Source organism: Mesorhizobium sp. Primo-A, from assembly GCF_003997175.1.
Lineage (GTDB): Bacteria > Pseudomonadota > Alphaproteobacteria > Rhizobiales > Rhizobiaceae > Mesorhizobium > Mesorhizobium ciceri.
The window spans coordinates 306,667-331,602 of sequence record NZ_RZTG01000003.1 but is presented as its reverse complement, the minus strand read 5'-3'; the positions used below and the strand labels follow the sequence as shown (position 1 = coordinate 331,602).

The following is a 24,936-nucleotide window of genomic DNA, read 5'->3' as shown; positions in this document are numbered from 1 at the left end:
CCGCCTTCCAAATCGGCTGTTAGCCCCGCAAGGCTACCGTGTTCGCGGTTAACTGCAGTTTACCGCGAAATCCGTGTTCAGCCCAGATTGACGACCGCTTGTGCCTTGTGGGCGGCTTCGACCACGGCAAGCGCCGTCATGTTGACGACGCCGCGCGAGGTGACAGACGGCGTCAATATATGCGCCGGCATGTCGGTGCCGAGCAGGATCGGCCCGACATGTAGCGCATCCGTCATGGTTCTGAGCGCCGTCAGCGTGATGTTTGCCGAATCGAGGTTGGGGAACACCAGCAAATTGGCTTCGCCCTTCAGTCTCGAATGGGGATAGACGCGCTGGCGCAGGTGCTCCGACAGAGCAGTGTCCGCATGCATCTCGCCATCGCATTCAAGGTCAGGCGCGATGCGCGCCAGGATCGCCGCTGCTTGCCGCATCTTCAGGGCGCTGGGCGAATCGCGCGAGCCGAAATCGGAATGCGACAAGAGTGCTGCCTTCGGCTCGATGCCGAAGCGCTGGATTTCTTCCGCCGCCAGCACCGTCATCTCGGCGATTTCTTCCGCCGTCGGGTCGACGGAGACGTGGGTGTCGGTCAGAAAGATGATGCCGCGCTGCGAGATCAGCATGGAAAGCGTCGACAGGTCGTGGTCCTTGATGCCGGCGCGGGGGCCGATGATCAAGGTGACGTTGCGCAGATGCCGCTCGAATCGACCTTCGAGGCCGCAGACCATGGCGTCGGCATCGCCGCGTTTCAGCGCAAGTGCTGCGATCACCGTGTTGTCGGTGCGCACCATAGTGCGCGCGGCTTCCGTCGTCACGCCACGCCGGCCGGCGAGTTCGATCAAAAGGTCGACATAGTGGCGGTAGCGCGGATCGTCTTCCGGGTTGATGAGGCCGAAATCGACCCCGGGCTTGATGCGCAGGCCGTAGCGCTTCAGGCGCACTTCGATGACGTGCGGGCGGCCGATCAGGATCGGCTCGGCGATGCCTTCCTCGAGCACCACCTGGGCAGCCCGCAGCACGCGCTCATCCTCGCCGTCGGCATAGATGACGCGCTTGGCGCTCGATGCCTTGGCGGACGAGAACACCGGCTTCATCACCAGGCCGGAGCGGAAGACGAAGCGGTTCAGCTTGTCGATATAGGCGGCAAAGTCGGTGATCGGCCGCGTCGCGACGCCGGTGTCGCAGGCTGCCTTGGCGACCGCGGGCGCTATGCGCAGGATCAGCCGCGGATCGAAGGGCGAAGGGATCAGGAATTCAGGGCCGAAGATCGGCGTCTCGCCGGAATAGGCGCGGGCCGCGACGTCCGAAGGTTCCTCGCGTGCGAGCGCTGCGATTGCCCGCACCGCCGCCATCTTCATCTCCTCATTGATGGCGCTGGCGCCGCAGTCGAGCGCACCGCGAAAAATGTAAGGAAAACACAGTACGTTGTTGACCTGATTGGGAAAATCGGACCGGCCGGTGCAGATCATCGCATCCGGACGCGCTGCACGCGCTATTTCCGGCATGATCTCCGGATTGGGGTTGGCCAGCGCCAGGATCAGCGGCTTCGGCGCCATGTGCTGGAGCAGTTCCGGCTTCAGTACGCCTGCCGCCGACAGGCCGAGGAAGACGTCGGCGCCCGAAATGACGTCGGCCAGCGTGCGCGCCTCGGTGTCCTTCACATAGGGGTCTTTCCAACGATCCATCTCATCGGTGCGGCCCTTGTAGGCGACGCCGAAACGGTCGGTGACCCAGATGTTTTCGACCTTGGCGCCGAGCGAGACCAGCAGGTTGAGGCAGGCAAGGGCGGCAGCCCCGGCGCCGGAGGTGACGATCTTGATGTCCGATATGGTCTTGCCGGCGAACTCCAGCCCGTTGAGCACGGCGGCAGCGACGATGATGGCGGTGCCGTGCTGGTCGTCGTGGAACACCGGTATGCCCATGCGGGCCTTCAGCTGTTCCTCGACCTCGAAGCATTCCGGCGCCTTGATGTCCTCGAGATTGATGCCGCCGAAGGTCGGCTCGAGGGCCGAGATCGTCTCGACCATGCGCTCGATAGCGGGCGCGTCGATCTCTATGTCGAAGACATCGATGCCGGCGAACTTCTTGAACAGGACGGCCTTGCCTTCCATGACCGGTTTGGAGGCCAGCGGGCCGATATTGCCGAGGCCGAGCACGGCCGATCCGTTTGTGACGACACCGACCAGATTGGCGCGTGCGGTGTAGTCGGCGGCGGTCGCCGGATCGTCGCGGATTTCCAGGCAGGGGGCGGCGACGCCGGGGGAATAGGCGAGCGCGAGGTCGCGCTGATTGCCGAGCGGCTTGGTCGCCTGTATCTCGAGCTTTCCCGGCCTTGGGTGCTTGTGGAAGTAGAGGGCGGCTTCGTCGAGGTCCGAACGTGCCGTCTTTTTGCTCTCGCCTTCCATGCGGCCGCTCCCTCGAAATCTGCCTGGAGATTCCCTTTTAGCATGCAGCCGTGGTTTTTCGCGACGCTAATTGACGCGCCGGCGGCAATACCCGGCGGCGCGTAGAAAGTATTGAACAATCAAATACTTATAACGATTGTCTGACGGACGGATCCGACCGTTTCACGGATAAGTTGATCAAAAGGCGCTGACGTAAAGACCACCATCGACCGGTATGTTCTGCCCGGTCAGATAGCCGGCGTGGACCGAGCACAGGAAGGCGCAGATCTGGCCGAATTCCTCCGGCGTGCCGAGCCGCTTGGCCGGAACATCGGCGCTGATGCGGGTCTTGCGCGCGGCTGCGGCCTGAGGGCTTTCGACTGTGCCGGCCTCATGCGGGCCGCGCAGCCGGTCGGTGTCGAGCTTGCCCGGCAGAAGGCTGTTGATGGTGACGTTGCGGTCGACAACCGTTCTGGCCACGCCGGCAAGGAACGAGGTCAGGCCGGCACGCGCGCCGGACGACAGGTCGAGGCCGGGAATGGGCACATAGACCGACAGCGAGGTGATGTTGACGATGCGACCGAAGCCGCGCGCCGCCATGCCGTCCAGCACGGCCTGCACGAGCTCGATCGGAGTCACCATGTTCTGGGTAACGCCTTCGAGGATCTTTTCGCGATCGAGCGTGCGGAAGTCGCGAAGCGGCGGTCCGCCATTGTTGTTGACCAGGATGTCCGGCTCGGGGCAAGCCACGAGCAGCGCCTTCTGCACCTCCGGCTTCGAGACGTCGCCGACGACTTCCGTCACCGTGACGCCATAGCGCTCGCGCAACTCAGCGGCGGTTTTCGCCACCAGCTCGGCATTGCGTCCGTTGACGACGACGTCGCAGCCGGCTTCCGCCAGCGCCACGGCGCAACCGCGCCCAAGTCCCTTGCTCGAAGCGCAGACGATGGCCTTCTTTCCGCGGATACCAAGATCCATGACGATTTCTCCTGTGATTTGGCCGGCAAGCTAGTCCTTCGGCTGGACCAATCGCAACCGTCATACGATTGTTGCATGAATCGGGGCATAGGCTCGCGAAAGCAACGGTGAAATCGCGATGTCCGGCCAAGAGCCCCGCACTTTCCGCAGCATGTTCATTTCCGACGTCCATCTGGGCTCGAAGGCGGCCAAGGCCGAGTTCCTGATCGATTTCCTTCGATATCACGATGCCGATATCATCTATCTGGTGGGTGACATCGTTGATGGCTGGCGGCTGCGACGGAGCTGGCATTGGCCGCAAAGCCACAACGACGTCGTGCAGAAACTGCTGCGCAAAGCGCGCAAGGGCGCCAACATCACCTACATCGCCGGCAACCATGACGAGTTCGCCCGCCAGTTCCAGGGCGTGCATTTCGGCGGCATCGTCGTTGCCGATCGCGCCATCCACGAGACCGCCGACGGCAAGCGGCTGCTCGTCATCCATGGCGACCAGTTCGACACCGTGGTCCACAATGCGCGCTGGCTCGCCTATCTCGGTGACCACGCCTATGACGCGGCCATGCTGGTCAACCGCGTGGTGACGCGGCTGCGCCAGCTGCTCGGCCTGCCTTATTGGTCCTTTTCGTCTTGGGCCAAGCACAACGTCAAGAAGGCGGTGAACTTCATCGGCTCGTTCCAGACCATGCTTGCCGACGAGGCGCGCCGTTCGCATGTCGATGGCGTCATCTGCGGCCACATCCATCATGCCGTCATCGAAAATTTTGGCGATGTCCAGTACATCAACACCGGCGACTGGGTGGAAAGTTGTACGGCTGTGGTCGAGCATTTTGACGGCCGCATGGAAATCCTGACTTGGGCGCAGGTGCTGCCCGAGGTGCCGGACGAGCCCTTTATCCCGCTGCTCATCGAGGACCGGGTAGGGCAGGCGGCCTAGTCCGAAGTCCTTTCGGCTTCGGAATCAATCAATTAGTCCAACCGGTTTCGTCCGGTTTTCGTCCATGTTAAGGGATCGATACGCGTTGCCCTCCGGCCGAATACAGCGCGATTGGATCGATTCATGTCCCTGCCGCAGCTCTCGCCCGAACAACTCGTCAAGCCGCGCCATTTCGAACTGCGCATGAGCCTGATGTTCGCGACGCTTTTCGTGCCGCTCGGAACGCATTTGCCGTATTTTCCGTTGTGGCTGCAGGCCAAGGGTTTTCATGCCGAGCAGATCGCGGTCATTCTGGCGGCGCCGATGTTCCTGCGCGTGGTGACGACGCCGCTGCTGACCGCGCTGGCCGACCGTGCCAGGGACCGCGCCGATGTCTATGTCGCGCTGATGGCTGCGTCGCTGCTTTTGTCGGCAGGTTATTTCCTGACACCCACCTATGCGATGGTGCTGGCGGTCTCGCTGACGCTGACCATCGTCTGGACGCCGCATTCGCCGATCGCCGATTCGCTGGCTCTTTCGGGTGTCCGCCGCTTCGGTTCGAACTACACAAGCATGCGCAAATGGGGCTCGATTTCCTATTTGTTCGCCAATATCGCCGGCGGCTTCATTCTGTCGGTAACCGGTTCACAAGCCGTTCCGGTTATCATTCTGGTGGCGTTTGCCGCCGCCCTTGCCGCCGGCCTGCTGGCGCCGCGCCTTGGCCGTCCGCGGCGCGCCTCGCCGCTGTCGGCCACCGACATCCAGCATTCAGCGCCGAAGCTTCTCAACCCGTATTTCCTGTATTTTTCCACGGGCGTCGGCGTCATCACCGCCAGCCACGCATTCCTCTACGGTTTCGTCTCCATCTACTGGAAGTCGATCGGCCTCGGCGATTCGGTAGTCGGTCTCTTATGGGCTTGGGGCGTGGTGTCGGAAGTCTGCATGTTCATGATGTTCACCCGCTTTTTCGGCCGGTTCTCCGTCGTGTCGGTCATGGTGATGGCCGGAATCGGCTCCATCGTGCGCTGGATCGCCTTTCCGCTGGTCTGGCCGCTCGGCCTCGGCATTCCCGGCTTCTTCGCTGTCCAGTCGCTGCACTCGGTCTCGGTGGCGCTGGGGCTGATCGGGCTGCAGAAGATGATCGGCGAAACGATCTCCGAGGAGCGGACAGGTGCCGCGCAAGGCATTGCCTATTTCTCCAACGGCTTCTTCATGGCGGTGGTGACGCTGGCGTCCGGCCCGCTCTACGACCGTCTCGGTGTCGACGGCTTCTTTGCCATGATCCCGATTGCGTTGATCGGACTGGCGCTGATCGGCCTTGCTGCGCGCTCAGCCCCAGAGCGCCGTATCGGGCGGTGACACCAGCGATCCCTGGTAGACAAGGCCCGGTACCCGGTCGCGGGCAAGCAGCAGCGGACCGTCGAGGTCGACGAAATCGGCATGCTGGGCAAGCAGCACCGCTGGCGCCATCGCCAATGAGGTGCCGACCATGCAGCCGACCATCACGCCGAAACCGAGTTCGCGGGCGCGATCGCGCAGCACCAGTGCCGCCGTCAGGCCCCCCGACTTGTCGAGCTTGATGTTGACGGCATCGTAAAGACCGACAAGCGCTTCGAGATTCTTAGCCTCGTGCACGCTTTCATCGGCGCAGATCGGCACCGGATGGGCGATATGGCGCAGGATCTCGTCATGACCGGCCGGCAGCGGCTGTTCGATCAGCGCGATGCTTTGTTCGGCGGCAAAGGCGAGGTTCGCAACGATGTTGTCGTCGCTCCAGCCCTCATTGGCGTCGAGGATGATGCGGCTGTCTGGCGCTGCCTGCCTGACCGCCCGGATGCGGGCAATGTCGTTGTCGCCGCCGATCTTGACCTTGAGCAGCGGCCGCGCCGCATTGGCGCGGGCCTGCGCCGCCATCGCCTCCGGCTCGCCCAGCGACAGCGTGTAGGCGGTTTCGAGCGCCTGCAAGGGAACAGCACCTATCGCAACCGCCACCGATGTTCCGCTGAGCTTCGCCTCCAGATCCCATAGGGCGCAGTCTAAGGCGTTGCGGGCGGCTCCGGCCGGCATGGCATCGAGCAAGGCGCTGCGGCTGATGCCATCGGCGATCCGGCCGCGCATGGCGTCGATCGCCTCGCGCACGCCCTCAATCGTCTCGCCATAGCGCTTGTAGGGGACGCATTCGCCGCGGCCGAAATGGCCGCCGTCGCTGATCGTGCAGGAGATCACTTCGGCTTCGGTCTTGGAACCGCGCGAAATGGTGAAGGTTCCGGCGATGGGAAAACGCTCGGCCTCGACCGAAATGACACGCGCCATATTTTTCTGCTCCTGCTGTGCGACAAGCGTTGTCGGCAAATCGACAGGTCAGACCCGTCAGGCTAAACAGGACGCCATGTTGACCATCGGCAAGCGCGACGCAAGCGGCACGACCGCAGGGGAGGCTGACCACGAACCGCGCGTGGCGATCGGCGAGGAGGACGGCGTTCTTGGCTGCGCTTTCTCCGGAATCTGGACGACACGGACCGTTGCACTCGTCGACGCCGACATGCGCAAGATCGAAAAGCGAAGCGGCTTCAAAATCTTGGCGCTCGATGTTTCCAAGATCGAGAAGATGGACACTGCCGGCGCCTGGCTGATCGACCGGCTGGTCAGCGCCTTCGAGAAGAAGGGTGTCGAAATCCAGATGCAAGGCCAGAGCGAGATCGCTTCGATCCTGCTCGAAGCTGTCGGCGAGGCCGTGCGGCGCGAACCCGAATCCGGCCCGGTGCGACCGCCCAACATCGTCATTCGCGCGCTGGAGGCGGTTGGCCGCCGGGTCTACGAGATGCGCGACGATTTTCTGGCCTCGATGAACATCCTCGGCGCCACCATCCGTGGCGCGCAGATGAAGCTCGGCCGTGGCCATGCCGTCAACCCGGCGGCGATTTTCAACCAGATCGACCGTATGGGCGTCGGCGCCATTCCGGTGGTGGTGCTGATGTCGGCGATCGTCGGCGCCATCGTCGCCCAGCAGGGCGCCTATCAGCTCAGCTATTTCGGCGCCGATATCTTCGTCGTCGACCTCGTCGGCGTGCTGATCCTGCGCGAACTCGGCGTGCTGATGACGGCGATCATGATCGCCGGCCGCTCCGGCAGCGCGATCACCGCCGAGATCGGCTCGATGAAGATGCGCGAGGAGGTCGACGCGCTGAAGGTCATCGGGCTCAACCCGATCGGCGTCCTGGTCTTTCCGCGGCTCGTGGCGCTGGTCATCGCCTTGCCGTGCCTGACCATCATCGCCAATTTCGCCGCACTCGGCGGCGGCATCCTGGCTGCCTGGCTCTATTCCGACATCCCGCCCGCCGCCTTCATCGACCGGCTGCGCGTCGCCATCGATCTCAGCACCATCTTTGCGGGCCTGATCAAGGCGCCGTTCATGGCCATGATCATCGGCACGATTGCCTCGGTCGAAGGCATGAAGGTCGGCGGCAGCGCCGAATCGCTCGGCCAGCATGTTACCGCTTCGGTGGTGAAGTCGATCTTCGTCGTCATCATCCTCGACGGGCTTTTTGCCATGTTCTACGCAGCGATCGAGTTCTGAGATGAAGCTGCGAAACAGGAAAAGGGCGGGTGCATTGGCGGATGACGCGGGCGAGGGCGATATCGTGCTTTCCGCGCACGACATCAGCGTTTCCTTTGCCGACAAGCTTATCCTCGACAGACTGTCGCTCGACATAAGGCGCGGCGAAATCCTTGGATTTGTCGGCGCCTCGGGTGCTGGCAAATCCGTTCTGCTGCGCACCATTCTCGGCCTGACACGCAAGCAGTCGGGCACGATCAGGCTGTTCGGCGTCGATATCGAGAAGGCTGATGATGCCGAGCGTCTGCGCATCGACATGCGGCTTGGCGTGCTGTTCCAGCACGGCGCCCTGTTCTCGGCGCTGACGGTGCTGGAAAACGTCCAGGTGCCGATGCGCGAATATCTCGACCTGCCGCGAAAGCTGATGGACGAACTGGCGATGCTCAAGATCGAGCTGGTCGGGCTGCCGCCCGACGCGGCGCAAAAATTCCCATCCGAACTGTCCGGCGGCATGATCAAGCGCGCCGCGCTGGCGCGGGCGCTGGCGCTCGATCCCGACATCGTCTTCCTCGACGAGCCGACATCGGGTCTCGATCCGATCAGCGCGGCGGAGTTCGACGAGCTGGTGGTCAAGCTGCGCGATACGATGGATCTGACCGTCTACATGGTGACGCATGACCTCGACACGCTGTTCACCGCTTGCGACCGGGTGGCCGTGCTCGGCAAGAAGAAAGTGCTGGTCGAAGGCACCATCGACGACATGCTGAAGAGCGAGGAACCGTGGGTAAAATCCTATTTCCGCGGAAAACGCGCCCGGCAACTTGATCTTGCGGCGCGCGCATAGCCATAAGTGGGACAATGGAAACCAGAGCCAACTACGTCATTGTCGGCATCTTCACGCTGGCCGCGATCCTGGCGGCGTTTGCCTTCGTCTACTGGACGGCGGCGATCGGCGACAAGGGCGAGACGACGTTGCTGCGCGTGCGCATTCCGGGCTCGGCCTCCGGGCTCGGCCGCGGAAGTTTCGTGCTGTTCAACGGCGTCAAGGTCGGCGACGTCAAGCGCGTCTATATTGATGTCGACAATCCGACGGTTGCCATCGCCGATACCGAGATCGACCGCATGACGCCGATCACCAAATCGACGCAAGCCGATATCGGGCTTGCCGGCCTGACCGGGCAGGCCAACATCGAACTCAAGGGCGCCGATCCCAAGGAGGTAAAGCTCCTCGACCAAGCGGAAAAGGAAGGCAAGGTCGCCGAGATCGTCGCCAACCCGTCGGCGGTGACCAACCTCTTGCAGACGGCGCAGAATATCTTCACCCGCGCCGACAAGGTGCTGACCGAGCTCGAAGGCTTCACCAAGGACGTTCGCGGGCCGCTGACGCAGACCGTCCAGAACGTCCAGACCTTCTCCGATGCGCTGGCCAAGAATTCGGACGGCATCGACAAGTTCCTGTCCGCGGCCAGCACGCTGGCCGATGAGCTGAAAGGCGTTTCCGGCAAACTCGACGGCACGCTGAAGGCGGCCGAAGGCCTTCTCAACGCGGTCGACAAGGACAAGATCAAGAGCATCGTCGCCAATGTCGACGCAGTAACCGGTAACCTCAAGCAGACGTCGAAGCAGCTCGACGGCGTGATCAAGAACGTCGATACAGCCGTGGGGTCGGTCAACGACTTCGCCAAACGGACGCAAGGCACGCTGGCCAAGGTCGACAACGTGCTCGACGGTATCGATCCCGCACAAGTGCGCTCGGCGCTCGCCAACATCCAAAAGGCCAGCGAGAGCGCCGACAAGGCCGCCGCCGACATCGCGGAGGTGACCCACAAGTTCGCCAACCGGGCCGACGACATCGACCAGACGATCAAGGACGCAAAGCAGCTCGCGCAACGGCTCAACGATGCCTCGGTGCGAGTCGATGGCATTCTAGCCAAGGTCGATACCTTGCTCGGGTCGGGGCAGGCCGACGGCGTGATGGCGGATGCGAGGGCGACGCTGAAGTCGTTCAAGCAGGTTGCCGACACGCTGAATGCCCGCCTTGGCGTCATCACCGACAATCTGGCGCGATTCTCGGGCCAGGGGCTTTCGAACGTCGAAGCGCTGGTGCAGGACAGCCGCCGTTCGATCAGCCGCATCGAGGAGGCGGTAACCGACCTCAGCCGCAATCCGCAGCGCATCCTGTCGGGTGGCGACGGCGAGGTTCGGCAATTCGATGGCAGGGCGCGGCGTTGACTTCGGCGCCGGCGCGCCCCAGAAACATGAGCCGCGAAAGCGGGTCGATCTTACGATCCGGGGACAACGGGGATCGCGCGTGAAGTCTGTGTGGGTGAAAACGGGCGGGTTGACATCGGCTGCGGCACTGCTTGCCTTGACGCTGGCCGGCTGTGCGGCGTTGGGCGGCAAGCCCGCGCCGCTCGATACGTTCGAGCTGTCGGCGCCGTCGGTCGACGCGCATGGCCACAGCCGCCGCCAGATCCTGATCGCGCAGCCGTCGGCGCTCAAGGCGCTGGACAGCCAGAACATCGTCATCAAGCCGTCGGATCGTTCGATCCAGTATCTCAAGGGCGCGCAATGGGCTGACCGGCTGCCGCTGATCGTGCAGGCGCGGCTGGCCGAGACCTTCCAGCGATCGGGCAGCTTTGCCGGCGTCGGCAAGCCGGGCGAGGGCCTGGCGATCGACTATCAGGTGATCGTCGAGATCCGCTCATTCGAGGTTCGGGTCGACGGCGGCGAACATGCCGAGGTCGATCTGTTCGTGCGGATCCTGAACGATCGCAACGGCGAGGTCCGTGCTTCCAAGAGCTTCACCGCAGCCGCACCCGTCTCGGGCAGCGGCAATCCTGCTTATGTCAGCGCACTCGACAAGGCGTTCGGCGACGCCGCCGGGCAGATCGTGCGCTGGACGGATTCGGTGATCTGAGCGCGACGCGCGCCGGAATCCCATCAGGCTTCTCTACCTACAAGTGGTCGAAGATCTCCGGCCGGAGCTTTCCGGTCTTCATCAGGTGCTGCAGGGTGTAGGTCACGGACAGCGCGTCATCGAGCGCATCGTGCCCCTGCAATGGCGGGTGCTTGACGCCGTAGTAATCCGCAAGCTTGTTGCTCGGCGTTCTCGCCAGATCCTCGATCGGCATTCCGGCTGCGATCAGCAGCTTGACGGCGTTGTCAAACCGGGTGGCCGGGATCGAAGGCTGAATGCCCCCGACATAGCAGCTGATGGCGATCATGTTCAATTCGTCCTTGCCCCAGGACCAGAATCGCGCCCCTTCGGAAAAACGATCGATGTCGGCGAGGGCATCCCCTAGTGCCACCCCTTTTGTCTCCAAATCTTCCTCGGTGATGCCGGTCAGTTTGGTGAAGAATGGGTCCAAGGCGTATCTCTGACCAAACCGGTCGACCGGTTTGATATAGGCCTTGTGTGTTCCGAGCAGGGGGAAGTCGCCTTCAAGTCCAAGCCTGACGGCGCCGATCTGTGCGATCACCGGGTCGGGATCGTGGGCCGCGCACCAGAATCTGCGTTGCGAGCCCTCCAGGCAAAGAAACTCGCAGTCGAAAATGATTGCCGTCTTCACGATCACACCCTGCGAGCGTTAGGGCAGCGGTACTGTGGATGAATTATAGCGCCGTCGGGAGATCGACTTAGGGCGGATTCCGAAGGCATCGATAGTCTCGCAAGACCTGTTGCGGGCAGGTTCAACGCGTGCCGGACGTTAGAGCAGGCACAGGCGGGACCATGGCCCGCCTGTTCAATTCCCGTCTTAGTGCAGGCGGCCGCTCGCATGCGCCAGCATGGTGTAGACCTTGCCGGTGTCCGACGTCAGGTAGGTCTGCGCCATGATGTTGTCGCGGTCGTTGCGTGAGACATCCTTGAGCAGCTTCTCGAAATCGTCGCAGTAGCGGTCGACGGCGGCGCGGAACTCGGCCTCGGCCTGATACTTGCGACGGATCTCGTCGAACGTCTGCTGACCCTTCAGCGTGTAGAGCCGCCTTGTGAACACGTCACGCTCGCCGCGCCGGTAGCGGTTCCACAGCTCGATCGAAGCATCGTGGTCGATGGCCCGCGCGATATCGACGGAGAGCGAGTTCAGCGATTCGACGACATGAAGGGGCGATCGCTGGGCAGGCGTAGCGCGGGGCGCTTCCGCAGTCGCTGGGGGAGCTGCCGACCTGAGGTCCTCATCGTTCGATGCCGCGGTCAGCAGATCGCGCACCCAGCCACCCTGCGGCGTGCGGGCGTTGGCATCGCCGCGCGGACGCGGTGCCGCCTCGGTCGGACGGTCAAGGTCGAGCGTGCCGCGCAATGCAGGGCCGCCCAAGGGCGCCTGAGGCGTGCGCAGGTCCGGCTGCGGTGCCGGTGCTCGGCGCGGCGGCTCGGCAGCGCGTGCGGCCGGCGCTTGCGGCGCCGGACGCAGGTTGCGTGGTTCGGACCCTTCACCGCCGCGGCCGGACTTGGCCACGATGTCCGAAAGCTCCTTCAGGGCGTTGATCTGCTCGGAAACGGCGCGGCGGATGGCCGAAGTCGATTCCTTGGCCTCTTCCGGCATTTCGATGACGCCCTTCTTGAGCTCGGCGCGGGTCAGGTCGAGCTCGCTCTTGATCGAACCCGCTGTGCGCCGCATCTCCTCGGTCGCATCGGCAAAGCGCTTGGTTGCCGAGTCGACGACGTCGGTGATGGCGTTGCGGATCTTGTCGGCCGACTCCATCGTCTTGCCTTCGGCGTTCTGCAGCGTCTGGCCGACGAGATTTTCGAACGAGCGCATGACCCTTTCGAGATCTTCCGACTTCTTGACCAGGCCGACGGCGAGGTCTTCGAGCGACGACTGCCGTTCGAGCGTGTGTTCGAGGTTGCTCTGGGCCGAGCTCAACAGGTCCGAAGCACTGGACAGCAGGCGGCTGTGCTCGTCGAACTTGGTGGCAATCGACGCGACCTCGCGCAAGGTGGACGACGACAGTTCCGTCAGCCTTGTCGTGTTCGAATCGACCAGACGTGCCGAGCTGGCAAAGGTCTGCGCGGCCTTCTCGGTGGTGGCGGCGAAGCTTTGCGTGCTGCCGCTCAGGCGTTCATCGACCTGGCCGAGATTGACCGCGGCCTGCTCGATCAGCTGACCGAGCTGCGAACTGGACTTGGTCATCCGGCCGATGAGGTCGGCGACGCTGTCGGACAGCGACGAGCGGGCACCCTCGACCGCCGACAAGGTTTCGGCGGTGCGGTTGGCGAGCGCGTCGACAAGTGCGGCATTCTCGCTGCGCAGCTTCTCGGTGGCGCGTTCTGTGACCTCTTCCATGCTCTTTTGCAGTTCCGAGCCGCCCTGGGCGAAGCGCTCGACCAAAGGCCGTGCGGTTTCGTCGAGGATCTTCGACATTTCGGCCGAACGCGCCGCGAGCATGGTGTTGAGTTCGCGGGTGTTGGCGCCGATCGTCTTGGCGGCATCGTTGGTGCTCTGGCCGATATGCTGGCCAACCGCGGTGAAGGTCTCGGCGATCACATTGGCGCGCGAGACGAGTTGCGCCTCGGCGTTCGACACCTGCTCGTTGAGCTTCTGGCCCATCGTCTCGGCCGTAAAGGCGAGGCGGTTCTCGACGCCCGAGACCTGCTCTTCGACACGGGCTGCCGCGGCCGCCGCGCTCGAGGCGAGACGCTCGTCGGCGCCGGCAAGCGCCTGCTCGATTTCGCGGGCATGCACGGCCATTTCCTGGCCGGTCCGCCTTGCGCGTTCGGCAACCCGTTGCTCGGTATCGGCAAAGGCGCCGACGATCGTCTCGGCATGCTCGCCGATCGTGGTGGTGCTGCTGGCGATGCGCGACACCAGACGCTGATCCGCGTCGTCGAAGATACGGCCGATTTCCGAGGCGCGGCTCGACAGCGCTTCCGAACCCTCGGCGATGCGCGAGACGAGCTGCTGGTCGGCGGCATCGAAGATGCGGCCAAGGTCCGATGCGCGTGCGGCAAGCGCTTCGGCCGATTCGCCGATCCGCATGCCGAGCCGCTGGTCGGCGCCTTCGAAGTTGCGCAGGATGTCGCCGGCGCGCGCGGCCAGCGACTGGGCCGTTTCGATGGCGCGGGCGACCAGCTTCTGGTCGGCGGCATCGAACGTGCCTGCAATTTCGCTTGCACGAGCTGCCAGATGGTCGGCGGTGTCCTGAGCCCGGGCGGTCAGCTGATCTGCGGTTTCCTGGGCGCGGGCGGCGAGCTTCTGGTCTGCCGCTTCGAAGGTGCCGGCGATCTGATTTGCGCGAGCGGCCAGCTGATCGGCGGTTTCATGGGCACGGGCCAGCAGCGAGCTGGACGTGTCGTCCGCGCGGGCAAGCAAGGCGTTCGACGTATCTTCTGCACGGGCGTGCAGGCGACGGTCGGCCTCCTCGAAGGTGCGGGCGATGTCTTCGGCCCGCGCCAGCAGGGCCGCGGAGGTCTGCTCGGCGCGCTCGGCGATCTTGCGGTCGGCGTCGCTGAACGCGGCACCGGCCTGCTCGTGCAGGGTGCTGGTGACTTCCAGCACCTTTTCGCGCAGGGCGCCGGCGACAAACACGGCGCTCTTCTCGAGCACGGCGCGGACGTTGTCGACGCCTGTCGAGAGCGCACGTTCCATGGTGCCGGCGCGCTCCTCGATGATGCCGGTCTGGCGACTGAACGCCTGCTCGATCTTCTCGACATCGGCAGCGATCGCGTCGGAAATGCCGGTGCTTCTGGCAGCGATCTGGTCGATATGGCCCGACAGCGAGCGGTCAACGTCCTTGCGGGTCTCGGCGAGCTTGCCGAGATCGTCTTCCAGCGCGCGGGTCAACATATTGCGGCCTTCGGACAGCTTGCCGACATGTCCGGCGATGACGTCGTCGATGTCGCTGCGGCTTTCGGTCAGCTTCTGCAGGTCGGCTTCGAGGGCGCGTTTGAGAATGTCGCGGCCCTCGGCCAGCTTCTCGACCTGGCCGGCAACCAGACCGTCGATGCTGGAGCGGCTTTCGGCCAGCTTGGCGAGATCGGCTTCCAGCGCGCGCTTGAGAACATCGCGACCTTCGGCGAGTTTCTCGACCTGGCCGGCGACCAGACCGTCGATGCTTGAGCGGCTCTCGGCCAGTTTGGCAAGATCGTCCTCGAGCGCCTTGGACAGGGTCGAGCGCTCCTGGACAAGCCTTTCCGCGTGGCTGTTAACGAGGCCACCGACGTTTTCGAGGTCGGCTTCAAGCGCTTTCGACAGCGTCGAACGATCCTGGACGAGCCTTTCGGAATGGCTGTTGACCAAGCCATTGACGCTTTCGAGGTCAGCCTCGAGTGCCCGGGCGAACTGTGCCCGGTCATCGACCAGTTTCTGCGACTGGTCGGCAATGGTCCCCTTGATCGCGTTGAGGTCGGATTCCAGAGCGCGCCGCAGGATATCTCGGCCCTCGGACAACTTCTCGACCTGACCCGCAACCAACCCGTCGATGCTGGAACGGCTGTCGGCCAGCTTGGCGAGGTCGTCCTCAAGGGCCCTGGACAGGGCGGAGCGGTCTTGGACAAGCTTGTTCATGTGATCGGCGATGACGCTGTTCACATTCTGCAGGTCGGCTTCCAGGACCCGGGAAAGCTGACCGCGATCCTCGGCCAGCTTTTCCGACTGGCTTGAGATAACGCCCTTGATCGTGTTCAGGTCGGATTCCAGCGCGCGCTTGAGAATGTCGCGGCCTTCCGCCAGCTTCTCGACCTGACCGGCGACCAGACCGTCGATGCTCGAACGGCTTTCGGCCAGCTTGGCAAGGTCGGCTTCAAGGGTCTGCGACAGCAGGCTGCGGTCCTCGGCCAACCGTCCCGAATGGCTTTCGATCAGGCCGCGTATGCCGGACAGATCATTGTCGAGCGAATGGGAAAGCTGCGTGCGGTCTTCCGCCAGTTTGGCGGAATGGGTTTCGATGAGGCTCTTGATGCCGACGATGTCGTTTTCCAACGCCTTGGCGAGCACGGCGCGGCCTTCGGCGATTTTTTCCACCTGACCGGCGACCAGACCGTCGATGTCGGCGCGGCTGTCGGACAGTTTTCCGAGATCGGCTTCCAAAGCGCGCGACAGAATGTTGCGGCCCTCGGCGAGTTTTCCGACATGTCCGGCGACCATTTCATCAATGATCGTACGAGCTTGCACCAGCTTCCCGGAGTCTTCATTCAAGGCAATAGAGAGCCTGTTGCGACCTTCTTCCAGCCTTTCGAGATGGCTGCCGAGCGATGCATCGATGGCCGCCCGCGATTCATTGACCTTGCGCAGATCCTCTTCGAGAGCGCGCGAGATCAGGCTGCGGCCTTCGGCCAGCTTCTGCACCTGGTTGGTTACTGCCGCATCGATGCCGGCGCGGCCCTCGGCGAACTTCGCCAGGTCGGCCTCCATGGCCGCGGCCATGCGCTCGCGGCTTTCGGACAGTTTCCTGCTGTGGTTCTCGACAGCTTCCTCGATGCCGACGCGGGCGTCGGCGAGCCGCTGGATGTCACTGTCGAACGAACGCGACACGACGTGACGGGCGGCTTCCATGCGTCCGGCGAAGTCGCTGGCGCGGGCTTCGAGCATAGAGGAGGTCGAAGTGACGATGTCGGCCATGTCGGCGCCGATCTGGGTCTTGCCCTGATCGATCATCGCCGACAGCGTGTCCTTGCTCTCGGCGAAGGTGTGCGCGATTTCGCGGGCGCGCTCGACCAGCGTTTCATTGATCTGGCGGGCGCGGGCCTCGAGTGCCGCATTGAGCTTCTGCGTTCCGGTGTCGAGCGCCTCGGCGCGGGTCTGGAACTCGCTGATCAGCGCCTGGCCGCGTTCGGCGAGCGTGCGCTCGATGCCGTTGAGGCTGGCCTCGAATTCGGAATTGAGGGTGCGCGCGGCGCCGCCTAGCAGCGACACCATGCCGGTGGTGCGATCGTCGAGCAGATCGGTCAACGACCGCGTCAGTCCGTCCGTGGTGTCCGTCAGCTTGGCAATGCGGGTGTCGAGAAGGCTGGCGAAGGCCTCGCCCGAGGTCGACAGACGGTCGGTGATCGAATCGAGCCGGCCTTCGACGGAATCGAAGATCGACATCGAGCTTTCGTTGATGCGGTCGATCAGCGTGTCGCCGGAATTGGTGATCGTCATCGACAATTTGGTCGATGCATTGAGGATCGAGTCGCGAATGATGTCGGAAGCCGCGCCGATCTCGTCCTTCAGCGTCTCATGCGCGCCGGTAATCGAGGCGCGGACGCGCTCGGCATGGGTGACGACGGCTTCGCGCTCGCTGCCGAGGCCGTCGACCAGCGAACGGATGCGGGATTCATTCTCGGAATAGGAGCGTTCGATCTGGTTGACTTCGCTGTGGACAAGCGTTTCCAGTTCGACGGCGCGGGCAAGCGTGCGTTCGATGCCTTCGCCCATCGCCGCGACCTCGCGACGAACGGCCTGGCCGATCATCATGACGCGATCCTGGGCAAGGTTTTCCGGCTCGGTCAGGCGGAAGGCCACTTCGGTCATCGACTGTGCGGCGATGCGCATTTCCTGGGCGCGGCGAATCATGGCGGCGAAGGCCCAGAACAGGATGACGGGCACGATGGCCGCGACGGCGAGGCCGATCAGTTCCGGACGGGCAAGGAACTGGTCGAGCGTGCGGATTCTCCAGATGCTCGGTCCGAAAAGCAGATTGGCCAAACCACCGGCACCGGCGAACCAGGCGAGCGAAACGAAGGCGACGACCCAGTAAATGGTGTTCGAGGCACGCCTGTTGAGGCTGTGCAGGAGCGTCTTGTAATCCTTCTGGCGATCGTCATTGGCCGGCGCGAAACCTGCGGGCTGGGCGCCATTGCGCGGTTCCACGGGGCGCAATTCGGCAGGTTTGGCCTTGGGCGCGGGTTTCGCGGCCTGGTTTTGGTTGACCACCGGCTCCGGGTTCTGTTCCGGCTTATGATTGCGTCCCTCGCGCGCCAGCTCGTCGGCCGCCTGGGATATCTGCGCTTCAAGATCCTCCATCGAAGCCGCGATATCGAGGTCGCCGCTGCCGATCTCATTGCTGAGGTCGAGATCGAGCGCCTTTTCCAGTTCCCTGGCCACTTCGCTGTCGAGAGTTCTCGTCGTCGGTTTCTTTGCCATGCCTTCGCTACCCTGTACTAGCTGCCGCGGGCTTATAATTCTGTTTGTCTTGCCCCGCGCAGGAGGCTGAAAATGGACCCCTCGTATCGTAATGACACAGGGGGGTAAAGAAAACATGCATTCCGCGGGATACGTAAAACTTTAAATATAAGGTTAACGGAACTGTGATTTGGACGCCGCTTTGGCAACATTTTTCCGGGCCATTCATTAACCCGTTGTCCATTGGATTCGCCTAGGTTTTTGGGCGAGTCGAAGAAACGGAGTTCGAGTTCATGCGTGGCGAAAGCGGCATCGCCTTCTCAATGCCCGGGGGAGATGTATCCGGACCAAGACGGTCACGGCCGGTCGATTTGGCACACCTTGCCCGCCAGACAATGGGTGACCGCAGCCTTGAGCAAGAGGTTCTGGCGCTATTTGTACAGCAGGCGCTGTCCGTGCGTGACAGAATAGTCGACGCCGATATCAAGGACCGGCTTCTGCTCGCCCATGGATTAAAGGGTTCGGCACGGGGCGTGGGCGCCTTTGCCATCGCCGATTGCGCCACCGAGATCGAGCACCGGCCGGAAGACGGCCAGACGCTCAAGCGGCTTGGTACGCTGATCGACGAAGTGCGCGATTTCATCGCCGCCATCAACCGCTGAATCCGCGCCGAATCCGATTTGCGGAAAAACGTCATCGGGCGGCGCTTTCATGCGGCAGTTGACTTGTCAGCCGGAGTGATTATCTCGGCTGCAACTCCCTTCAGGTGACAAATGACCAAGCTGACTTTCATTGCCCATGACGGCACGCATTTCGACATGGACGCCGAGAACGGCTCTACGGTCATGGAGAACGCGATCCGCAACGCCGTGCCCGGGATCGAAGCCGAATGCGGCGGTGCCTGCGCCTGTGCCACCTGTCACGTCTATGTCGACGAAGCCTGGACGGCTGAAGTCGGCGAGCCGGAAGCGATGGAAGAGGACATGCTGGACTTCGCCTACGACGTCCAGCCCAACTCGCGCCTGTCATGCCAGATCAAGGTCCGCGATGCGCTTGACGGCTTGGTCGTGCGGGTGCCTGCCCGCCAGGGATAAGCGCAACCTTTTTGCCAACTGATTTTTCCCGCTGTGGCTTGGCAGCGGGGCGATGGTCATGCAGTGTCCTGCTGTTTCACCACAGCGCCGCGCGTCCTCTTGGACGCGCAACGGACGCTGTAGCACTTTTATTTGCGCATGATCCTTTCCGAAAATCGTTCCGATTTTCGGGGTCATGCGCAGCGAGGCACAGGCATGACCGACATCACCAGGACAGACGTGCTTATTGTCGGGGCAGGGCCGGTCGGCCTGTTTGCCGTGTTCGAGCTCGGCCTGTTCGACATGAAGTGCCACCTGATCGACATTCTCGATCGGCCGGGCGGCCAATGCGCGGAACTTTATCCGGAAAAGCCGATCTACGACATTCCAGGCTGGCCTTCGATCTCGGCGCAGGGGCTGGTCGACAAATTGCTCGAGCAGATCGCGCCGTTCAAGCCCGATTTCAGCTACAACCGAATGGTTTCCAGCCTGGAAAAACTGGAGGACGGCAGTTTTCGCGTCACCACCGACGAAAACGAGGTGTTCGAGGCCAAGGTGGTGGTGATTGCCGCCGGCGGCGGCTACTTCCAGCCCAAGCGTCCGCCGATCCCCGGCATCGAGCCCTATGAAGGCAAGAGCGTCTTCTATTCGGTGCGCCGGATGGAGGATTTTCGCGGCCACGACCTCGTCATTGTCGGCGGCGGCGACTCGGCGCTCGACTGGACGCTGAACCTGCAGCCGGTGGCAAAGAGCGTGACGCTGGTGCACCGGCGGCCTGAGTTCCGCGCCGCTCCCGACAGCGTCAACAAGATGTATGCCATGCAGGAGATGAAGCAGCTCGAATTCCAGGTCGGCCAGGTGACCGGATTGACCGGTGCCGACGGCCAGTTGTCATCGGCCACCATCAAGGGACCGGATGGCGACGTCGAGGTGCCTTGCACGCGCATGCTGCCGTTCTTCGGCCTGACCATGAAGCTCGGACCGATCGCGGAGTGGGGTCTCAACCTTCACGAGAACCTCATTCCGGTCGATACCGAAAAATTCCAGACATCGGTGCCCGGCATCTTCGCGGTCGGCGATATCAACTGGTATCCGGGCAAGCTGAAGCTGATCCTGTCGGGTTTCCACGAAGTGGCGCTGATGGCGCAGGCCGCCAAGCGCATCATCAGCCCCGGCGAGCGCATCGTTTTCCAGTACACGACCTCATCGACCAGCCTGCAGAAGAAGCTCGGCGTCTCCGGCTGAACTTTACTCGGCCAGCATCGGCGCCGCATTGTCGGCGTAGCCGCGAAGCTCCTTTTCGGGCATCAGCGTCAGCGTGATCAGCCCCAGCAGCAATGTAGCGGCGGCGACGGCAAAGATCATCACGAACGGCTCGATCGTCGCGCTATGGCCAGCGATCCGCACGCCTTCACCGGCAAGCGGCAAGCCGTAGCCCAGAGCGACCGCGCCGAGCATGGCGACCCCAAGCGCACTGCCAAGCGAACGCAGGAATGTCAGCACGCCCGTCGCGACGCCGAGATGCACGCGATCGACGGCGTTCTGGACCGACACGGTGGTGACCGGAAACGTCGTTCCGGTTCCAAACCCGATGCAAATCGTCAAGACCTCGACCTCCAGCAGCGTTGCATATCCTGCGACGACGGCCAGCAGGCAGAGGCACAGCATGCTGAAGACGACGCCCACCATCGCAATGCGCTTGTAGTGGGTGAAATGCGGGATCATACGCCCGCTGAATGCCGCGCCGCCGACGGTCCCCAGCAGAAGCCCAAGCATCGCGATGCCCGACTCCGCTGCCGACAAGCCGAGCACCGCCTGAAGATAGACGGGCAGGTACACAGCCATGCCGACGCTTGCGGCCTGAAGCAGGAACATCGAAAGCGTGCCCGCCAGAACGATTGGATTGCCAAGCACTTCGAGTGAGATGAGCGGCTCGGCGGCGCGCATGAGCCGCAAGGCAAAAGCGCTCCAGAAAATCGCCGAACCGCAGAGAACGCCGATGACTTCAAGCGAAGTCCAGGGATAGGCGCTGCCGCCCCAGTTCAAGGCGAGCAGCAGCAGCGCCGTGGCAATTATCAGAAGCAGCGCGCCCAGGCCGTCGATGCGATGGCGCTTTGCGGCAATGGGCAGTTTCTTGAGCGGCTTGTTGATGATCGCCATCGCAAGAAAACCAAGCGGAATGTTGATCCAGAAGATCAGTGACCAGTGCAGGTGCTCTGCGAAAGTGCCGCCGAGCAACGGACCGGCAATGCTGGCGACAGCCCATGTGCCGGAGAACCAGGCGGCATAGCGTGCCCGCTCGCGCGGCGGCACGAGATCGCCGACGACGGTCTGCGTCAAAGCGAACAAGCCGCCGCCACCGGCGCCCTGGATCGCCCGCCCGACAACCAGCACAAACATGTTGGGGGCCATCGCGCTGACCAGCGATCCCGCCAAAAAGATCAGGATCGCGGCATAGACGGTCGGCCGGCGGCCGTAGACGTCGGAAATCTTGCCGTAGAGCGGAGCCACGGCTGTAGCGGTCAGGAGATAACCGGTGACGATCCATGGCAGATAGTGTGCGTTTCCGAGCGCATGCCCGATGGTCGGCATGGCCGGCGCGACAATGGTCTGATCGAGTGCCGCCAACAGCATCGACAACAGCACGCCGCCGATGATGGCGTTCTTTTCGCGCTCTGTTATCGGCGTGCCGGTTTCCGCCATCGTTTTCTCATCGACAGCCTGGTCCATGATCGTTCATCCATAAGCTTGCGATTTGACCGGCGCTGTTCAGCCGCTCCGGCTTCATGACCGTTTGGATCGCATTGGTGTTTTAAGCTCGTCTGGCGAGCCTGATATATGTCGTCCCATATAGGCCGGTTTCGACGGCGGCTCGAAAGTTTTTCGAATCTGGCACTACGTTTCGGTGAATTGGCTTTCAGTTCGGGTGCGTTCAGGCCGGCGGCAGTCGTCCGTTGCCGATGCGCTCCATGCGGTAGCGCAGCAGCCGCAAGATGCGGCTTTCGAAATTGACGCTTTCGACGCGGTCGAACTGAAGCTGGGCGCGGTCGTGCCTGGCCAGAACAGCCGCGGTGATCGCGGCCGCCTTGGCCTTGGCGGCGTTGCAGTTCTTTTGCGGGTAGGTGGCCTTCAAGGCCTCTTCGAGTTCGCCGCCATGGTTCTTGGCGATTTCGACATGGCGCTCCTCATGGCGCTTGATGTCGGCCGACAGCGTATCCCAGAACAGCCTGACATCGGCATCGGCCTTGCGCGGCCGGCGCCACTCGGGAAGGATCACCTTCACCTTGACGGTCACCACCGCGTCGGCAATCCGGCAGGAACTCGGTGTCTGCGCATAGCTGATACGGGTGGTGAAGGCCATTTGCGTGGCGCCCGGGTGCCGCGTGCCGGTGCTTTTCACCTCCGGGCCGCGTTTGGAGAGTTGTGCCTCGATGTCGTCGAGGGTGCTGCCGCCAATGGCGAAATAGCTGTACGTCTTGACGAGATTGGCCGCCGCCGCCGGGTGCGGCGTTATGGCGAGCAGCAGCGCGCAAGCCAAGGATTGTTTCACGCCCAAGGACTGTTTTTTCATGCCAAGCATGGATCGTTTCATCATGTTGCCTCTTCGACCACCTTGCTTTACGGCCGTTGCCGGCGCAATGAAATTGATCCGCCAGGGATCACACATGATTGATGAACTCCATGGTCGATGAGCAATGACGGCCAGGCGATGGCAATTGGCGCATGGACGCCATCTCGACCTTGGCGGCAAGGCCGTGGTCGTCGGCATCCTCAATGTCACGCCCGACAGCTTTTCCGACGGCGGCCAGTTCGACGCTCCTGAAAAGGCGCTGGCCCAGGCGCGCCGCATGATCGGGGAAGGGGCACTGGTTGTCGATGTCGGGGGAGAATCGACGCGCCCAGGTGCTGCCGCGGTATCGGCCAGCCAGGAACAGGCCCGCATCCTGCCGGTGATCGAAGCGCTGGCGGGCGTGAACGAGGTGCTGATTTCGGTCGATACCTATCGCGCCGACACGGCGCGGCTGGCGGTCGCCGCCGGCGCGCATATCGTCAACGATGTCTGGGGTTTGCAGCGCGAGCCCGATATTGCTCGTGTCGCCGCCGATACCGGCGCCGGGCTTGTCATCATGCATACCGGGCGGGATCGCCAGAAGCTGCCGGACGCGATTGCCGATCAGTTGGCATTCCTGCGAAGGTCGCTGGAAATCGCCCGCCAGAACGGCATCGCCGATGATCACATCGTGCTCGATCCCGGTTTCGGATTCGCCAAGGAGACGGCGGAGGAAAATCTCGACCTGATGGCACGCTTTTCGGAATTGCATGCACTCGGCCTGCCGCTGATGGCCGGCACGTCGCGAAAACGCTTCATCGGCACGGTCACCGGCCGTGATGCCGCCGACAGAGGGGTCGGAACAGCGGCGACCAGCGTCATTTTGAGGCTCCAGGGCGCCGATCTGTTTCGCGTCCACGATGTCGCATTCAACGTGGACGCATTGGCGCTCGCCGATGCTATGCTGGCGCGTCAAACCGACCGGGCGAGAAACTGATCGATGTATGTCATCCGCATGAAGAACTGCGCTTTCTTTGCCCGGCACGGCGTGCTGGACGAGGAGGAACGGCTCGGCCAGCGCTTCTATGTCGATGCCGTTCTGACCGTTGATCCAGGCCGGGCGCTTGCCGAAGATTCGATCGAGGATACAGTCCACTACGGCGTTGCATTCAGCGTCATTGAAAAGATCATCACCGGGCAGCGCCGTTTTCTGATCGAGTCGCTGGCGCTCGAAGTGGCCCGTGCGCTGACGGCGCGTTTTCCGCAGATAAAGAAAGCCGAGATCACGGTGCGCAAGCCGAACGCACCAGTGCCCGGCGTGCTCGATTATGTCGAGGTGACCGTTGTCTGGCCCGAATAGTACCGTTTATCTCAGCCTTGGCGGCAATCTTGGCGATCCGGCGAAATCCATGAGCGCGGCGCTGCGCATGCTGGATGCCGACGCGGATACGCGTGTCACCGGCGTCTCCTCGCTTTATCGCACACCGCCCTGGGGCAAGCTCGATCAGCCGGATTTTCTCAATGCGGCCGCCGAAATTTCCACCGTGCTTGCACCGCGTGCCTTGCTCGACCTCTGCCTCGATGCGGAGCGCAAGCTGAAGCGGGTGCGCGAGGAGCGGTGGGGGCCGCGGCTGATCGACATCGACATTCTGGTGTTCGGCGACCGCGTCATCCACGAGACCGGGCTGGAGGTGCCGCATCCGCGCATGCTGGAGCGCGCCTTCGTGCTGGCGCCGCTGGCCGAGATCGCGCCCGGCCTGGTTGTCAGCGGTCGCAGCATCACCGACCGCCTGGTCGCCGTCGATACCTCAGGCATCGAGCGATTGTCGTCCGGCCGGGATTGGTGGCTGGCCTGATTTCTGGGCAAAGCGACGGCCGAACTTTAGCCCGAGAAGCCGCCACCATCCAGGAACGTCTGCTCCTGCGAGGTGGTTTCGCGCCCAAGCATCCTGTTTCGATGCGGAAAACGGCCGAATTGCTCAATGATATCACGATGTTCGACAGCATACTTCAGATAGGGCTCGGCCCTGGCCTGCGTCAGCTCGACCGAAATATCCTGGTCGGCCAGTAGCTCCGAATGCTCATAGGGCAGGTAGAGGAAAACGCGGAGTTCTTCCTCGAGTGCCAGGTCATGACCAGCCGCGATCGCCTTCTCTGCGAAATATCTGGCGAGCGGATCGGTCGCGTACATATGGCCGGTGCCGCGAAAGCAGTTCCGCGGAAACTGGTCGAGCAGGATCATCAGCGCCAGCGCGCCTTCGGTATGTTCCAGCCAGTCGTCGCATTCACGCCGCGCGGCGGCGTAGTGCAGGTCGAGAAAGCGGTCGCGGAACTCGGCATCGAATGCTTCGTTCTTCTCGAACCAGGCATCCTCGCCGGCATCGCGCCAGAATTTGGTGACCGACAGGGCTCTGCTGTCCAATTCCATACCTGATTCCTTGC

The 24,936-nt window shown here is 63.0% G+C and carries 20 protein-coding genes; 12 read left to right on the top strand and 8 right to left on the bottom strand.

The window, feature by feature from the left end:
• Nucleotides 1–77 precede the first annotated feature (77 nt).
• Both EOC83_RS07050 and EOC83_RS07045 read right to left on the bottom strand, forming a co-directional pair.
• Nucleotides 78–2,402, bottom strand: coding sequence for an NADP-dependent malic enzyme (locus tag EOC83_RS07050; protein WP_024503551.1), 2,325 nt, complete (start codon nt 2,400–2,402; stop codon nt 78–80).
• Between the two features lie 177 nt (nt 2,403–2,579).
• Entirely contained in the window at nt 2,580–3,359 is a 780-nt protein-coding gene (locus EOC83_RS07045; protein ID WP_063167910.1) for an SDR family oxidoreductase, read from the bottom strand.
• Nucleotides 3,360–3,477: 118 nt separating this feature from the next.
• On the opposite strand from EOC83_RS07045, the gene EOC83_RS07040 reads away from it, so the two are divergent.
• Both EOC83_RS07040 and EOC83_RS07035 read left to right on the top strand, forming a co-directional pair.
• Nucleotides 3,478–4,293 carry a UDP-2,3-diacylglucosamine diphosphatase gene (locus EOC83_RS07040; RefSeq protein WP_082826451.1) on the top strand — a complete coding sequence of 272 codons (816 nt, stop codon included), beginning with the start codon at nt 3,478–3,480 and terminating at the stop codon, nt 4,291–4,293.
• A 123-nt stretch (nt 4,294–4,416) separates the two neighbouring features.
• The gene (locus EOC83_RS07035; RefSeq protein ID WP_063167911.1) at nt 4,417–5,631 is read left to right on the top strand and encodes an MFS transporter; all 1,215 of its coding nucleotides are present in this window, start codon (nt 4,417–4,419) and stop codon (nt 5,629–5,631) included.
• Here the strand turns inward: EOC83_RS07035 and dgcA are convergent.
• The gene (gene dgcA, locus EOC83_RS07030; protein ID WP_063167912.1) at nt 5,602–6,585 is read right to left on the bottom strand and encodes an N-acetyl-D-Glu racemase DgcA; all 984 of its coding nucleotides are present in this window, start codon (nt 6,583–6,585) and stop codon (nt 5,602–5,604) included. The genes EOC83_RS07035 and dgcA overlap by 30 nt on opposite strands.
• A gap of 76 nt (nt 6,586–6,661) precedes the next feature.
• Between dgcA and EOC83_RS07025 the strand changes: the two genes are divergently transcribed.
• Genes EOC83_RS07025 through EOC83_RS07010 form a run of 4 tightly spaced genes read left to right on the top strand, consistent with a single transcriptional unit; the run spans nt 6,662 to nt 10,748 of the window.
• Nucleotides 6,662–7,849: an ABC transporter permease gene (locus tag EOC83_RS07025; protein WP_063167913.1), complete on the top strand. Its 1,188-nt coding sequence runs from the start codon at nt 6,662–6,664 to the stop codon at nt 7,847–7,849.
• 1 nt (nt 7,850) lies between these two features.
• On the top strand, nt 7,851–8,672 hold the full coding sequence (locus EOC83_RS07020; RefSeq protein WP_024503546.1) for an ABC transporter ATP-binding protein: 822 nt from the start codon (nt 7,851–7,853) through the stop codon (nt 8,670–8,672).
• 14 nt (nt 8,673–8,686) lie between these two features.
• Nucleotides 8,687–10,060: an MlaD family protein gene (locus tag EOC83_RS07015; RefSeq protein WP_024503545.1), complete on the top strand. Its 1,374-nt coding sequence runs from the start codon at nt 8,687–8,689 to the stop codon at nt 10,058–10,060.
• Complete coding sequence (locus EOC83_RS07010) at nt 10,041–10,748, top strand: ABC-type transport auxiliary lipoprotein family protein (RefSeq protein ID WP_063167914.1); 708 nt, start codon at nt 10,041–10,043, stop codon at nt 10,746–10,748. Before EOC83_RS07015 ends, EOC83_RS07010 begins: the two co-directional genes overlap by 20 nt.
• 37 nt (nt 10,749–10,785) lie before the next feature.
• Here the strand turns inward: EOC83_RS07010 and EOC83_RS07005 are convergent, their stop codons facing one another.
• Nucleotides 10,786–11,400 carry a 3'-5' exonuclease gene (locus tag EOC83_RS07005; protein ID WP_063170226.1) on the bottom strand — a complete coding sequence of 205 codons (615 nt, stop codon included), beginning with the start codon at nt 11,398–11,400 and terminating at the stop codon, nt 10,786–10,788.
• 186 nt (nt 11,401–11,586) lie between these two features.
• The gene (locus EOC83_RS07000; protein WP_063167915.1) at nt 11,587–17,892 is read right to left on the bottom strand and encodes a kinesin; all 6,306 of its coding nucleotides are present in this window, start codon (nt 17,890–17,892) and stop codon (nt 11,587–11,589) included.
• Nucleotides 17,893–18,164: 272 nt separating this feature from the next.
• Between EOC83_RS07000 and EOC83_RS06995 the strand changes: the two genes are divergently transcribed.
• The 3 genes from EOC83_RS06995 (at nt 18,165) to EOC83_RS06985 (ending at nt 20,189) form a co-directional block, all read left to right on the top strand.
• The gene (locus EOC83_RS06995) at nt 18,165–18,533 is read left to right on the top strand and encodes an Hpt domain-containing protein (protein WP_023813039.1); all 369 of its coding nucleotides are present in this window, start codon (nt 18,165–18,167) and stop codon (nt 18,531–18,533) included.
• Between the two features lie 111 nt (nt 18,534–18,644).
• Nucleotides 18,645–18,965, top strand: coding sequence for a 2Fe-2S iron-sulfur cluster-binding protein (locus tag EOC83_RS06990; protein ID WP_013531878.1), 321 nt, complete (start codon nt 18,645–18,647; stop codon nt 18,963–18,965).
• Between the two features lie 195 nt (nt 18,966–19,160).
• Complete coding sequence (locus EOC83_RS06985) at nt 19,161–20,189, top strand: NAD(P)/FAD-dependent oxidoreductase (protein WP_063167916.1); 1,029 nt, start codon at nt 19,161–19,163, stop codon at nt 20,187–20,189.
• Between the two features lie 3 nt (nt 20,190–20,192).
• On the opposite strand, the gene EOC83_RS06980 is transcribed toward EOC83_RS06985, so the two are convergent.
• Entirely contained in the window at nt 20,193–21,674 is a 1,482-nt protein-coding gene (locus EOC83_RS06980; protein ID WP_063167917.1) for an MDR family MFS transporter, read from the bottom strand.
• A 202-nt stretch (nt 21,675–21,876) separates the two neighbouring features.
• A complete protein-coding gene (locus EOC83_RS06975) occupies nt 21,877–22,536 on the bottom strand; it encodes a DUF922 domain-containing protein (RefSeq protein WP_063170227.1) in 660 nt (219 codons plus the stop codon).
• Between the two features lie 103 nt (nt 22,537–22,639).
• Between EOC83_RS06975 and folP the strand changes: the two genes are divergently transcribed.
• From folP to folK, 3 genes are read left to right on the top strand one after another with little or no spacing between them, the layout of a single operon-like run.
• Entirely contained in the window at nt 22,640–23,491 is an 852-nt protein-coding gene (gene folP, locus EOC83_RS06970) for a dihydropteroate synthase (RefSeq protein WP_063167918.1), read from the top strand.
• 3 nt (nt 23,492–23,494) lie between these two features.
• Nucleotides 23,495–23,854, top strand: a complete 360-nt coding sequence (gene folB, locus EOC83_RS06965) for a dihydroneopterin aldolase (protein ID WP_013531873.1) — start codon at nt 23,495–23,497, stop codon at nt 23,852–23,854.
• Entirely contained in the window at nt 23,838–24,350 is a 513-nt protein-coding gene (gene folK, locus EOC83_RS06960; RefSeq protein WP_013531872.1) for a 2-amino-4-hydroxy-6-hydroxymethyldihydropteridine diphosphokinase, read from the top strand. Before folB ends, folK begins: the two co-directional genes overlap by 17 nt.
• A gap of 26 nt (nt 24,351–24,376) precedes the next feature.
• Here folK and EOC83_RS06955 read toward each other — a convergent pair whose 3' ends face one another.
• On the bottom strand, nt 24,377–24,922 hold the full coding sequence (locus tag EOC83_RS06955) for a DUF924 family protein (RefSeq protein ID WP_063167919.1): 546 nt from the start codon (nt 24,920–24,922) through the stop codon (nt 24,377–24,379).
• Nucleotides 24,923–24,936 lie beyond the last annotated feature (14 nt).

Bases quoted from the DNA above. Each gene is read 5' to 3' on its own strand.
- EOC83_RS07050 (WP_024503551.1), bottom strand. From the start codon at position 2,402: ATGGAAGGCGAGAGCAAAAAGACGGCACGTTCGGACCTCGACGAAGCC.
- EOC83_RS07045 (WP_063167910.1), bottom strand. From the start codon at position 3,359: ATGGATCTTGGTATCCGCGGAAAGAAGGCCATCGTCTGCGCTTCGAGC.
- EOC83_RS07040 (WP_082826451.1), top strand. From the start codon at position 3,478: ATGTCCGGCCAAGAGCCCCGCACTTTCCGCAGCATGTTCATTTCCGAC.
- EOC83_RS07035 (WP_063167911.1), top strand. From the start codon at position 4,417: ATGTCCCTGCCGCAGCTCTCGCCCGAACAACTCGTCAAGCCGCGCCAT.
- dgcA (WP_063167912.1), bottom strand. From the start codon at position 6,585: ATGGCGCGTGTCATTTCGGTCGAGGCCGAGCGTTTTCCCATCGCCGGA.
- EOC83_RS07025 (WP_063167913.1), top strand. From the start codon at position 6,662: ATGTTGACCATCGGCAAGCGCGACGCAAGCGGCACGACCGCAGGGGAG.
- EOC83_RS07020 (WP_024503546.1), top strand. From the start codon at position 7,851: ATGAAGCTGCGAAACAGGAAAAGGGCGGGTGCATTGGCGGATGACGCG.
- EOC83_RS07015 (WP_024503545.1), top strand. From the start codon at position 8,687: ATGGAAACCAGAGCCAACTACGTCATTGTCGGCATCTTCACGCTGGCC.
- EOC83_RS07010 (WP_063167914.1), top strand. From the start codon at position 10,041: ATGGCAGGGCGCGGCGTTGACTTCGGCGCCGGCGCGCCCCAGAAACAT.
- EOC83_RS07000 (WP_063167915.1), bottom strand. From the start codon at position 17,892: ATGGCAAAGAAACCGACGACGAGAACTCTCGACAGCGAAGTGGCCAGG.
- EOC83_RS06995 (WP_023813039.1), top strand. From the start codon at position 18,165: ATGCGTGGCGAAAGCGGCATCGCCTTCTCAATGCCCGGGGGAGATGTA.
- EOC83_RS06990 (WP_013531878.1), top strand. From the start codon at position 18,645: ATGACCAAGCTGACTTTCATTGCCCATGACGGCACGCATTTCGACATG.
- EOC83_RS06985 (WP_063167916.1), top strand. From the start codon at position 19,161: ATGACCGACATCACCAGGACAGACGTGCTTATTGTCGGGGCAGGGCCG.
- EOC83_RS06980 (WP_063167917.1), bottom strand. From the start codon at position 21,674: ATGGACCAGGCTGTCGATGAGAAAACGATGGCGGAAACCGGCACGCCG.
- EOC83_RS06975 (WP_063170227.1), bottom strand. From the start codon at position 22,536: ATGAAACGATCCATGCTTGGCATGAAAAAACAGTCCTTGGGCGTGAAA.
- folP (WP_063167918.1), top strand. From the start codon at position 22,640: ATGACGGCCAGGCGATGGCAATTGGCGCATGGACGCCATCTCGACCTT.
- folB (WP_013531873.1), top strand. From the start codon at position 23,495: ATGTATGTCATCCGCATGAAGAACTGCGCTTTCTTTGCCCGGCACGGC.
- EOC83_RS06955 (WP_063167919.1), bottom strand. From the start codon at position 24,922: ATGGAATTGGACAGCAGAGCCCTGTCGGTCACCAAATTCTGGCGCGAT.